This window comes from Pseudoalteromonas atlantica (assembly GCA_007988745.1).
GTDB lineage: Bacteria > Pseudomonadota > Gammaproteobacteria > Enterobacterales > Alteromonadaceae > Pseudoalteromonas > Pseudoalteromonas atlantica.
This window is the reverse complement of the sequence record BJUT01000040.1, coordinates 1-12,640: the sequence shown is the minus strand read 5'-3', so window position 1 is coordinate 12,640 and position 12,640 is coordinate 1. Positions and strand designations below refer to the sequence as shown.

The following is a 12,640-nucleotide window of genomic DNA, read 5'->3' as shown; positions in this document are numbered from 1 at the left end:
CAAAAGTAGGTTAGGCATGGTGAGGGTAACGCTATTTAATTACTGGTTTAGCCACGCTGGTAAAATAGCCACTGACTCAGGTGCACTAAATGCCATACTTGCATCGGCACTTATATCTCCCCCTGCGGTACTTAAAATATTATTAAAGCGCATAACTACGTTGTTAGACTTTTCGGCAACGTATAAATTGGTTCCGCTATACATAATATCAACAGGGTTTCCTAATAATGTATTGGGCCCGCTAATCGTCGCGCTTATATTAACTAGTCCCGAGGCATTTGCGGTATTATTTAATACATAAATTTTGCCATCGTCAGCAACGGCTGCGCTGCCTACATCAGAAAGTATTAACGCACCACTTAATGAGTCGTAATCTATTCCATGAATATTGGTAGGCGCTGCCAGTGCTTGTGAATTATTGGCAGGTGTAATTAATCTATCTTCTGTACTTATTGTGGTCTCGCCACTTAGTAGCTTATTTTTAACTTGATCAAATACCGCTACAGTGCCATTGGTTAGCGCAACAAAAGCGCGGTCAGTGTTACTGTCGTAATCAACATCCCACGGGCGTGCATTATTGGCAAAAGTTAAGGTCATAAGAGGTGATGCGTCGCCGGTGGCACAGCTTGAAAATATAGCAATGCTCGGCGTGGTTTCATTATTTTCAGCCACAAAAATCATTCCACTATCGGAGGCAATATCTAATCCTTTAGGTGAAATAAGGCCTGTATTGCTTCCTGAAATCAGTCTATCTTGGCTGGCGTTAAATGTTTCGCCATCACGGTTATAAGCCACTTTAGTAGAGATGACGATTCCGCCCATTCCTGTACTGGCATTATCGAATGTTGCGTAGCTATTACCTGCTTTATCAAAGCTAACGCTTTCTATCGTTTGGCTTGCATTATAGCTTGCAAGTTCGCTACTTAATGCTGTATTTAAACGGCTAATTTGGCCTGTTGTATCACCCGCAGTGCTTGGATTACTGGATACGGCTACGCCTAATAGCGCCATATTAGGCTCAGTACTATCTGATATATCAGCCATTGAGCTTTGAGTTAGCGTGTTAGTAATTGACTCTGGCTTAGTAGACGCAGTACTTAAATCGGGCGCTATATCGCCACTTTCACCGGCAAATATATTACTAAACACTAAAATTGCATCGTTTGATTTTTCGGCCACACGTAAATCGCTACCCTCAAGGGTAATATCTACAGGGTTGCCTAGCATAGTCGCAGGGCCTGAAATACTGCGTGCAACAGATGTATTACCTTGCGCAGTTGAGGCATTATTAATAACAAAAAGCGCGCCATCGGTAGCATCTGATGCGCTACCAACATCCGATAAAATAAGTTTATTGGTGGTTTCATCATAAACAATGCCGTGAATATTTACCGATATTTGCACACCATCGGCATCGCTTGGTGTAATAGTACGACTTGGCATAGCGGTAAATTCACCGCTTACAAAATTATCATAAACCGCGACATCACCGTTGGTAAGTGCTACATAAAGTCGGTCGTTTACGTGGTCATAATCAACATCCCACGGGGCGGCTTCGGTAACAGTGGTAGCAAGCGGCGCGGCATCTCCCGCTGCAGCACTGCCAAATGTGGTAATTTGCATGGCACCAAAATCAGCTATAAATATCAGCCCGCTATTTTTTGCAATCGCTATGCCCTTAGGATTAACTAGTGTAGTGGCAGGGCCTGTAATTTCACGGTCTTGATTAGTACTAAAGCTTGCACCATCATCGCGATTGGCAAGTTGGCATATAGTTTTAATGCTACCATTTTCGCTGTCGCTTGCTTGTATTAAATTACCGAGGCTATCAAAGGCTACGCCTTCATTTGCAGTGGTATTAAAGGTCTTTAATTTGGCAGCGTCCTGGTTTATTAAATCAACAGTGCCTGCGTTTTGCTCGCCGTTATTAGCTAAAATAAACGTGGCTGCACTAAAGCCGGGGTTACCGTTTGTGCCATCGTTTCCATCTTGACCATCTGCTCCCGGCGTACCGGCTAAACCGTTTTCTCCATCATCACCGCTACACCCTGAAATACCAAGTACTATCCCAAGCGCTAATGCTGAAAAACAAAGGGGGCGTTTAAGTGAACTGTTTTGTGTATGAAGGTGAGTTAAATTAGCTTTTTTCATCATTTTTACCTTTTAATATTCCATCAAATGAAAGTAAATAACGTGCCTGTTTATACTCCTCAGTACGTACTATTTACTGTGTTAACCTCATAGAGATAACGCGTAGAAATACACATTGGATGCAAATATTTAAAAATAAAAAACAAAAAAGGAGCCATCAGGCTCCCTTTAAAAGCTAGCTAGCAAAAATAATTAAGCGATAAACGATTTTATTGAATTTAAAATGCCTTGTTCGCCTAAGCCCATTTCATCGTGCATTTGCGCTTGTGTGCCGTGCTTAATAAATTCATCAGGAATACCTAAGTTAAGCACCTTTAGGTTGGCTTTTTGCGCTGCTAAATATTCATTAACCGCTGAGCCTGCGCCACCACAAATAGCGTTGTCTTCAAGCGTTACTATTACATCATGAGTTTGGCTAAGCTCATCTAATAAACTTGTATCAAGTGGCTTAATAAAGCGCATATTAACTAGCGTTGCACCTAGCTCATTTGCAGCAAGTTGCGCGTTTTCAAGCAAAGTACCAAAGGATAAAATAGCAATTTTAGCGCCTTGTTTAATGGTATTGGCTTTGCCTATTTCTAGTAGCGTCATTTCGCTTTGAATATCGGCAGTACCGGCACTACCACGAGGGTAGCGAACTGCTACAGGGCAATTAGCCTTATAACCGGTATAAAGCATATGGCGGCACTCGTTAGTATCACTAGGGGCCATAATAACCATGTTGGGAATACAGCGCATAAAGCTTAAGTCGTACGCACCTTGGTGTGTTTCGCCGTCGGCGCCTACAATACCAGCGCGGTCTATAGCAAAAAGCACAGGTAAGTTTTGCAGTGCAACATCATGGATAAGTTGATCATAAGCACGTTGTAAAAAGCTCGAGTAAATAGCTACAACGGGTTTTAACCCTTCACAGGCAAAACCGGCGGCCAATGTGACAGCGTGCTGCTCAGCTATAGCTACATCGAAATATTGCTCTGGGTGTTCTTTTGAAAAACGCACCATACCTGAGCCTTCACGCATTGCAGGCGTAATAGCCATTAATTTTTTATCTTGCTCGGCCATATCACACAACCAGTCACCAAACACCTTAGAGAAAGTGGCGGCGCCAGGTTTAGATTTAGGTAAGCTTGATGTATTAGGGTCAAACTTTGGCACACCGTGATAGCCAATAGGATCAGCTTCTGCGGGTTTATAGCCTTTTCCTTTTTGAGTTTTTATATGTAAAAGCTGAGGCCCTTTTAAATTACGCATATTACGCAGTGTATCTACGAGCATATTTACATCGTGGCCATCAATTGGGCCAATATAATTAAGACCTAGTTCTTCAAAAAAGGTACCTGGAATAACCATTCCTTTTAGGTGCTCTTCTACTTTACTGGCAAGCTCTTTAACAGGAGGCACGCCAGAGAGTAACTTTTTACTGCCTTCGCGAATATTTGTGTAAAAGCTGCCAGATAAAATACGCGCAAAGTGATTAGTTAACGCACCGACGTTTTCAGAAATCGACATTTCGTTATCATTTAAAATGATTAACATGTCAGATTTTACATCGCCTAAGTGGTTCATTGCTTCAAATGCCATACCTGCTGTAATGGCGCCATCGCCTATAACGGCAACAGTTTTGCGGCCTTTACCTTCTTTTTTAGCCGCAATAGACATACCAAGCGCTGCCGAAATAGAGGTACTTGAATGGCCTACGCTAAAGGTATCGTATTGGCTTTCTTCACGAAAAGGGAATGGATGTAATCCGTCTTTTTGGCGAATAGTATGCATTAAATCGCGTCGTCCCGTTAAAATTTTATGCGGGTACGCTTGATGGCCTACATCCCATACAAGGCGATCTTCTGGTGTGTTATACACATAATGTAGAGCAACGGTAAGCTCAACAGTTCCTAAACCAGACGCTAAATGGCCGCTACTTTGCGAAACAGAGTTGAGTAAATAGTCTCGTAACTCGTTGCTAAACGCAGGGAGTTTATCTTGCGCTATATCGCGTAAGTGGGCTGGTTCGTCAACCAAGTTAAGTAATGGATACTTGCTACTATCAAGTGTCATGGTATTTATTTTATCCTTCGCTAACACCGGTGCTAACTTATTAGTTGTTACCGCTGTTGAGTAATAATGTCAGTGCTAAATGGCAATACGTATATGTAACACTCAATGGTCACGTTTAATCAGGTAGTTTGCCAGCGCCGCTAGAGTAGAGGTATCAGCATCTATTTTGTTTAATGCTTGATGCGCTTGCTCTATTAAATTTTGCGCCATTTGCTTGGCACCTTGCATACCTAATAGGGCCGGATAAGTTGCTTTATTAGCAGCTAAATCAGAGCCTTGTGGCTTACCTAAAGTAAATGTGTCACCTTCAACATCTAAAATGTCGTCGTGCACTTGAAATGCCAGCCCTATAGCATACCCAAAAACACGTAAGTTTTCTAAGGTTTGTTTGTCTGCTTTTTCGCTACATAATGCACCCAATGTAATGGCACAGTTGATTAAGGCACCCGTTTTTAATCTATGAATTCGTTCAAGCTGTTGTACTGTAATCACTTTATCTGTGGCTGCAATATCTAGCCCTTGCCCGCCTACCATGCCTTCTAGCCCCGATGCTTTAGCCAGTGCGCTGATCATTTTTACTTGTGTTGATGCGCTGCAGGTAAAATTGTGAGCCGAGATAAGCTCAAAGGCCAATGTTTGAAGTGCATCGCCCGCTAAAATTGCATGCGCATCGTCAAACTCTATATGGCAAGTTGGGCGTCCACGGCGAAGGTCGTCATCATCCATGGCTGGTAAATCATCGTGCACCAACGAGTAGCTATGAATACACTCAATAGCAGCAGCAAGAATATCTAAATCTTGCTTATTAGCTCCGAGCATTTCACCACTTGCGTAGACTAAAAAGGGGCGTAAACGCTTGCCACCGTTAAATAAGCCGTACTGGGTGGCTTCTTTTACTGTGTGTGCAGTATCAAGGGGTTGATCAAAGTACTGTTGCAGGGTCTTTACGACATCTTGTTGAGCACATTCTATTTTTTCTTGTATGCTCACGGTTATTCCATATCGTTGTTAAATGAAGTAAGCGCTGCTTTTTCGTCATTACCCATTAAAATAGACACTTTTTGTTCTGCTTGTTGTAACTTACCCGTTGAGGCGTTAGCTAAGGCTATACCACGCTCAAATTGCTTTAACGACTGCTCAAGCGATAAATCACCTTGTTCCATTTCACCGACAATAGTTGATAATTCTTCGAGTGCTTGTTCAAAACTTAGGTTTTCAGGTTTTTTAGTCGCCATGTTTAATTTCAGCCAGCATGATAAATTTAGGAGCCAATTTTAGGGGGAATGCTAAACTAGGTCAAAGGATGATCGTTGTTTTTTGAGTTATATCAGTTTAAATCGTATTTTTACCATGTATAAGATGCGTATTAGTGCTCACTGTGTACAATAAAATTAATCAGTCGCTAGGCGAGTAGGGTATCTTGATCTAAAATTAGGCCAAACACAGTGTTTTACACTTTTTTCAAAAATGGCTTAAGTATTTCAGTATCTTGCCGATAAGCAGTTAATAATAAAAGTTTGAATAACAAAGTATAATACTTTGGAGGAAATGTGGATTTAGCAACCATAATTGGGATCCTTGGCGCAATTGGTTTAATTGTCATGTCCATGTTTATGAGTAGTAGCGGTGAAATGGGGATGTTTGCCGACGCGCCTTCTAGTGTAATTGTATTTGGTGGCTCACTATTTATTGTGTTATCAAACTTTACCTTGTCGCAGTTTTTGGGCATAGGTAAGGTTGTTGGTAAAGCATTTATGTTTAAAATCGAATCGCCAGAAGAGCTGATTGAAAAAGCAGTTGAACTTGCTGATTCAGCCCGTAAAGGGGGGTTTTTAGCCCTCGAAGAAGCCGAAATACCAAACCCTTTTATGCGCAAAGGTGTAGATATGCTCGTTGATGGCCACGATGCTGATGTAGTTCGTGCCACGCTTCAAAAAGACATTTCTTTAACCACAACTCGTCACGAACTGGGCGCCGGTTTATTTAAGTCACTTGCCGATATAGCCCCAGCAATGGGTATGATAGGAACGTTAATAGGCTTAGTTGCTATGTTATCTAACATGGATGACCCTAAAGCCATTGGCCCCGCAATGGCGGTGGCATTATTAACTACTTTATATGGTGCATTTTTAGCAAATGTAGTGGCTATTCCTATTCAGGTAAAACTTGAGCTTCGCAAAGACGAAGAAGCCATGAATCAGCGTCTAATACTGGATGCTATTTTAGGTATTCAAGATGGTCAAAACCCGAAAGTAATTGAAGGTATATTGAAAAACTACCTTGCTGAGTCTAAGCGCAAAGTGGATACCGAGGAGTAACCATGTCTGATCAAGAGTGCAAATGCCCACCCCCAGGTCTGCCTGCTTGGATGGGAACATTTGCCGACTTAATGTCGCTTTTAATGTGCTTTTTTGTACTTTTGCTCGCGTTTTCAGAAATGGATGTACTTAAATTTAAGCAAATAGCAGGCTCGATGAAGTTTGCATTTGGTGTGCAAAACAAAATAGAAGTAAAAGATATCCCTAAAGGGACCTCGGTTATTGCTATGGAATTTACCCCAGGTAAGCCTGAACCTACCCCGATAGAAACCATTCAGCAACAAACCGTTGAAATGACCCAGCAAATGTTAGAGTTTCAAGCGGGTGATGAAAGCTCTGCTGGTGGTAGACAAGAGCAACGTGGCGATAAACGTGGTGGCGAGTCACGTAGTACATCGCAGCAGCAATCTTCAGAGCAAGCAACTTCAGCCGCCGATCAAGAACAAACTAACGAGTTAGTGAAAAAAATAGCACAACAGCTCGAAAAACAAATTATCGACGGTGCAATCGAGCTTGAATCTTTAGGGCAGCAAATCATTATTCGTATCCGTGAAAATGGCTCATTTCCCTCTGGCAGTGCTTTTTTACAACCTAAGTTTAAGCCCATAATTCAAGATATTGGTGAGTTATTAAAAGATGTACCTGGTGAAATTACGGTATCGGGTCACACCGATGATTTTCAGGTTTCTAACGAGTTATATATTAATAACTGGGACTTATCGTCAAAGCGTGCAGTAGCAGTAGCAAGCGAATTACAAACGGTACAAGGGTTTGATAAAAACCGCATGATGGTCGTAGGGCGTGCTGATACTCGTCCACTTGTTCCGAATGATTCAAACGAAGATAGGCGTAGAAATCGCCGAGTAGAAATATCAATCTTACAAGGTAAGGCTAAAGAGTCAGACCCTATTGATGTGCGCTAGGCGAGTAGCGGGCGCTAATTTCTCTAATTAAGTTTCTTTTTGAGGTACTTAATCACCTAAGTATCTTGGCAAGCTCATTATTTTAGCTTAAAGTACATTTCCTTAACATATGTAATGGATGCGCTGTGAAAGTTATAATTAAATATTGTGATATGCCAGGTAATGGTGATGGTACCGACGACGATACAAAAGAAAAATAAGGTAAAACATTTTGCCTGATTGGTTTTTGTATTTCGTTAGTATTTTAAGTAAAAGCTGGGTCTTTATGCTAAGCCCGGCTCTTTTTATATTTTTTATATTCAAAGATTACTTAGCCTTTAGATTTGCATTACTGACCGTCGCTTTTTTCTTCTTTGGGGGGATAACAGCCTCTAGCTTGAGAGAGTTTGACGATATTTATATCTATCGTTATTTAGTATGGGCGGCTACCGATATTATATGGATGGGGTTAATAGCTTATTGGGGAATAAAAGATAAAGTTTATTTATGGCAATGCGTTATTGGTCAGTTAGTGGTTATTGGCGCACCTATATTACAATTATTCAGATTAGTTGACCGTCACCTTTGGGATTTAGCGTACAGCACCATTATTTACAAAACGTTAATGCCCTTTATCAACATTGGCACCGTCATAGTGTGTTATTTACCTTTAATTATGCTTTTCGCTAAAAAAAGTAATTCCCCCTCAAAAATAGAAAGCGCTCCACCTTCTAAATAGCTGTGCTAAACTACTGTTCATATAAACAGTTAATGAGCAACTCCCATGAAACTCTATATCGCAGAAAAGCCATCACTTGGCAGAGCTATTGCTGATGCATTGCCAAAACCACATAAAAAACACGATGGTTATATAGAAGTGGCTAATGGTGACTGTGTCTCGTGGTGTATAGGGCACTTACTTGAGCAAGCTGAACCTGATGATTATGATGCGCGTTTTAAAAAGTGGCAATTTGAGCACCTGCCCATAGTGCCACAGCAATGGCAGCTCAAGGCAAAAACGAAAACGCGTAAGCAATTAACTATTTTAAAAAAGCTAATTAAGCAGGCATCAGTACTCGTGCATGCGGGGGATCCCGATCGCGAAGGCCAATTGTTGGTTGATGAAGTCATAGATCAAGCCAAAATAAGTAAAACCAAAAAGCAAAGCATTCAGCGTTTACTTATAAGTGATTTAAATTTAGCGGCGGTAAAAAAAGCGCTTACTACTATGCGTTCAAATCGTGAATTTATTCCGCTTAGTGTGTCGGCGCTTGCGCGTTCACGTGCAGATTGGTTATTTGGTATGAACCTTACGCGTGCTTATACGCTGGCGGGACAAAAAGCAGGCTTTGGCAATGTGTTGTCGGTGGGTCGCGTACAAACCCCAATTTTAGGTTTAGTGGTTAACCGGGATAACGAAATAGCTAACTTTGTGTCAAAACCATTTTATGAAGTGTTGGCGCATTTAATAACTCCTGAGCAGCAAAGCTTTGTGGCCAAGTGGGTACCAAGCAAAGCCTGCGAGCCGTACCAAGATGAAGAGGGCCGCGTTTTAAATAATGCATTAGCCGAAAACGTCGCCTCGCGAATAGCGAATCAACCAGGCGAGGTTACAGCGCTCGAACAAAAACAAAAAAAACAAAGTGCGCCGCTGCCTTATAATTTATCGGCACTGCAAATAGATGCTGCAAAGGCATTTGGTATGGCAGCTCAGCAAGTACTCGATATTTGCCAAACGCTCTATGAGCGTCATAAGTTAATTACTTACCCTCGTTCTGATAATCGTTATTTGCCTAAAGAGCATCATTTAGATGCGCCTGCAATTTTAAAAGCAATTGCAGCTAATGGCGGTCAAAATACTGAGTTTGTGAATGGGCCAGACGCTAAAAAACGCAGCAAATGTTTCAACGATGCAAAAGTGGCTGCACACCACGCAATTGTACCTACCGCTAAACAACTAAAAACAGCGACTTTGGCGGCTGATGAAGCAAAAGTATATCAACTTATTAGCAGGCATTACCTAATTCAGTTTTACCCCGATTACATTTATAACGAAACTAAAGTAGAGGTAACAATTGCGGGAGGTTTATTTAAAGCCAATGCAAAGCAAGATGTAAGCTTAGGGTTTAAGGTATTAATGGGCAAAGCCGAGCTAAAAGATGAAGCAACCTTGCCTCATTTAACAAAAGGCATGGCACTTAACTGCACTAAAGGTGAAGTGGTAGAAAAACACACTACGCCACCGTCTCATTTTACTGATGCAACATTGCTAAGTGCCATGACCGGCATTAGTCGTTATGTAAAAGATTCACAAATTAAAAAAATACTCAAAGAGACCGATGGGTTAGGTACAGAGGCAACCCGCGCAGGCATTATTGAATTATTATTTAGGCGTCGTTTTTTAAAGCGCGAAGGTAAATCAATTAAAGCTACACAAACAGGCTTGGCACTTATTAGTGTTTTACCAGAGGGCTTAGCTAGCCCCGATTTGACCGCTAAATGGGAGGCGAGTTTAGGCAACATTGCTCAACAAGCAATGAGCTACCAACAATTTTTACAACCACTGCTGGTGGAGCTTGAAGGTTTTGTACAGCAAGCAGCTAGTTGTGATAGCCATGTATTTTCAAAGCTCCCTAAAACACCGCCTAAAAAGCGCTTTGCTAAGGGTGGTAAAAAAGCACCATTTAAAAAATCAAATTATAAAAAGAGCTCAGCAACCACTTAATCGCTGAGCTCTCAAATACGGCTTATTTTTTATTAAATAACGCGACTGCAGCGTTACTCATGGCTTTTATTCCGGTCGGTAATGCTACTTTATAATCTGGCGCAAATTTACTTGAGTGTAATGAAGGAAGTGTTTGGTTACTTTTCATCGCATTTGTATATTGCTGCTGGTTTACTCCACCTAACCAAAATAACGTAATAGGAATGTTTTCATCAGTTCTACCGTATAGCCCAAAATCTTCACCAGCCATAACCGCTTTTGTCTCAAGTACATTAGTTTCGCCAATTGCATCAGCAATAGCACTCCTAACAATGTTAGTTTGCTGAGGGTTATTGTAAGTAGATGGAATAGATTCATCTTCATGAACGTGAACAACAGGGTAATGTGACTCAGTAAGGCCAGCACTTTGAGCAATACCCGCCGTAATACGTTTTATAGCAGCTATTTGCGCCGTACGTACCTCTGGGTTGTAGCTTCTAAGCGTAAGCTGTAGTTTTACTTCATCGGAAATCACATTATGCTTTGAGCCACCATGAATAGATCCCACAGTCACAACAGAAGGCTCAAGTGGAGAAAGCTCGCGGCTTGTGATTGTTTGTAATGCTAATACCGTACGCGCCGCAATAACAACAGGGTCTACGGTTGTGTGCGGGTAGGCGCCGTGTCCGCCTTTACCTTTTATAGTTATATCTACCGAATCAACACTTGCCATGGTGTATTCATTTTTCATTGATACCTTACCCGCAGGCACGCTGGCACTAACATGCAGCGCAATAACATGATCAGGCTTAGCATATTTACTAAATAAGCCTTCACTTAACATGGCTTTTGCTCCACCGCCAACTTCTTCTGCAGGTTGCGCAACCATCATTAACGTTCCTTGCCACTTATCTTTGTGGGCAATAAGTTGCTCAGCAGTACCAATAAACGAGCTCATATGTATATCGTGGCCACAGCCATGCATTACACCTACTTTATTCCCATGCTCATTGGTCACTTGTACTTTAGATGCATAAGGTTTACCGGTTTGCTCTGTGATTGGTAGGCCATCGGTATCAGTACGAATCATTATTGTAGGGCCGGTGCCATTTTTATAAATCCCTACCACACCATAACCGCCCACATTATCTGTTACATCAAACCCAAGTTTTGTTAATTGCGATGCTATTTTTTGGCCAGTTTCTTGTTCGTGATATGAAAGCTCTGGAGATTGATGTAAGTCGAGGTAAAACTTTTCAATAGCTGGCATACTCTTAGTTAAATCTAAGTTTAGTGACTTAGCGTAAGTAAGTGGGCTTGCTATCATAAATGCTGCAGCTAGATAGGTGATTTTCATGTTTTCCCTCATTATTTGAAAGTATTTAATACTTGTATTTATTATGTTCGTCTCCATATAAAAACCTAAATAAATGAATATGGCAATTAATTCAATGAGCAACATAGTTAGTATCAACGCACAAAACCTTCAGCAAGTACTCGGTGAAACATCACAACAAAAGTTGGTGCTGCTTAACTTCCACTCGCCACAAAGTCCTGAGTGTATTAGCCAAATCGGTATATTAGAAAATTTAGCTACGCAATATAAAGACCATATTGTAGTGGCTAATCTTGATTGTGACGCAGAACAAGCACTCGCCTCGCAATTAGCGCAGCAGGTTGGCTTGCAAACCTTACCTACACTTGTGTTGTTAAAAGATTCAGCTCCAGTAGATTTATTAGCGGGTGCACAAACAGACGCGCAAATTCGCGAAGCCCTGAGTAAGCATTTACCAGCGCAACAGGACCTACTTCTTGAACAAGCAAAACAAGCATTATTAAAGTCGGATCTAAATGCTGCATTTAATTACGCAAAGCAAGCGTATGAAATAGACAGTGCAAACGCACGTATAAAGCTTGTGTTAGCCGATATATGCATTCAAATACACAAGTTAGATGATGCGCAAGCACTCATTGATACAATTGACGCCCAAGAGCAAGATGCTTATTTTCATAATATAAAAGCTAAATGCGAAGCGGCTCTAGAAGCTACCGACTCGCCAGAGATAAAAGAAAAGCAATCGCAAGTAGAAAAGTACCCAAATGACTTAGACCTGAAAATAGAGTTAAGCCAATTGCTAAATGATGCAGGACGAAAAGAAGAAGCACTCGAAACACTGTTCAGCGTACTTAAAAAGGATCTTAACTTTAATGACGCTAAAGCAAGCTTTTTAGCAATTATCGCTTCTCTACCAGATGGAGATGCACTTGCAGCAAAATACAGAAGAAAGCTTTATAGTATTTTGTATTAATACGCGCAGTTAATAAATTAACTTAAAAGCACCTTATAGGTGCTTTTTGCGTTTTATACATCGTTATATTTAAAACAAACTGGCTTTTGTGTATAGGTTTAGTTTGTTTTTTGTACTGTCTTTGGCTCTTTAGAGTGAAAAATGCACGAAAGAGCTTTTATTTATAGTTTTTATTAAAAAACGCTTGCGTAAAAATCCGTT

At 41.1% G+C, this 12,640-nt stretch carries 10 protein-coding genes; 5 read left to right on the top strand and 5 right to left on the bottom strand.

Features of this window, described 5'->3' with window-relative positions:
• Window positions 1-39: 39 nt before the first annotated feature.
• From PAT01_RS14690 to PAT01_RS14675, 4 genes are all read right to left on the bottom strand, one after another.
• Window positions 40-2,151, bottom strand: a complete 2,112-nt coding sequence (locus tag PAT01_RS14690) for a hypothetical protein (protein ID WP_138579423.1) — start codon at window positions 2,149-2,151, stop codon at window positions 40-42.
• Window positions 2,152-2,343: 192 nt separating this feature from the next.
• On the bottom strand, window positions 2,344-4,206 hold the full coding sequence (dxs, locus tag PAT01_RS14685) for a 1-deoxy-D-xylulose-5-phosphate synthase (RefSeq protein WP_138579421.1): 1,863 nt from the start codon (window positions 4,204-4,206) through the stop codon (window positions 2,344-2,346).
• A 102-nt stretch (window positions 4,207-4,308) separates the two neighbouring features.
• The gene (gene ispA, locus PAT01_RS14680) at window positions 4,309-5,196 is read right to left on the bottom strand and encodes a (2E,6E)-farnesyl diphosphate synthase (RefSeq protein ID WP_121637065.1); all 888 of its coding nucleotides are present in this window, start codon (window positions 5,194-5,196) and stop codon (window positions 4,309-4,311) included.
• 2 nt (window positions 5,197-5,198) lie between these two features.
• Window positions 5,199-5,441 carry an exodeoxyribonuclease VII small subunit gene (locus PAT01_RS14675; protein ID WP_004586873.1) on the bottom strand — a complete coding sequence of 81 codons (243 nt, stop codon included), beginning with the start codon at window positions 5,439-5,441 and terminating at the stop codon, window positions 5,199-5,201.
• A 315-nt stretch (window positions 5,442-5,756) separates the two neighbouring features.
• Between PAT01_RS14675 and pomA the strand changes: the two genes are divergently transcribed.
• The 4 genes from pomA to PAT01_RS14655 all read left to right on the top strand — a co-directional run bounded on the left by pomA (window position 5,757) and on the right by PAT01_RS14655 (window position 10,151).
• Window positions 5,757-6,524, top strand: coding sequence for a flagellar motor protein PomA (gene pomA, locus PAT01_RS14670; protein WP_004586874.1), 768 nt, complete (start codon window positions 5,757-5,759; stop codon window positions 6,522-6,524).
• Window positions 6,525-6,526: 2 nt separating this feature from the next.
• Window positions 6,527-7,447, top strand: a complete 921-nt coding sequence (locus PAT01_RS14665) for a flagellar motor protein MotB (RefSeq protein ID WP_004586875.1) — start codon at window positions 6,527-6,529, stop codon at window positions 7,445-7,447.
• Window positions 7,448-7,658: 211 nt separating this feature from the next.
• Window positions 7,659-8,165: a hypothetical protein gene (locus PAT01_RS14660; RefSeq protein WP_154945722.1), complete on the top strand. Its 507-nt coding sequence runs from the start codon at window positions 7,659-7,661 to the stop codon at window positions 8,163-8,165.
• A gap of 45 nt (window positions 8,166-8,210) precedes the next feature.
• The gene (locus PAT01_RS14655) at window positions 8,211-10,151 is read left to right on the top strand and encodes a DNA topoisomerase III (RefSeq protein ID WP_154945721.1); all 1,941 of its coding nucleotides are present in this window, start codon (window positions 8,211-8,213) and stop codon (window positions 10,149-10,151) included.
• A gap of 22 nt (window positions 10,152-10,173) precedes the next feature.
• Here PAT01_RS14655 and PAT01_RS14650 read toward each other — a convergent pair whose 3' ends face one another.
• Window positions 10,174-11,487 (bottom strand): M20 metallopeptidase family protein, encoded by a 1,314-nt coding sequence (locus PAT01_RS14650; protein WP_154945720.1) that lies wholly within the window; start codon window positions 11,485-11,487, stop codon window positions 10,174-10,176.
• A 94-nt stretch (window positions 11,488-11,581) separates the two neighbouring features.
• On the opposite strand from PAT01_RS14650, the gene PAT01_RS14645 reads away from it, so the two are divergent.
• The gene (locus PAT01_RS14645) at window positions 11,582-12,439 is read left to right on the top strand and encodes a tetratricopeptide repeat protein (RefSeq protein ID WP_024031324.1); all 858 of its coding nucleotides are present in this window, start codon (window positions 11,582-11,584) and stop codon (window positions 12,437-12,439) included.
• The last annotated feature ends 201 nt before the right edge of the window (window positions 12,440-12,640 follow it).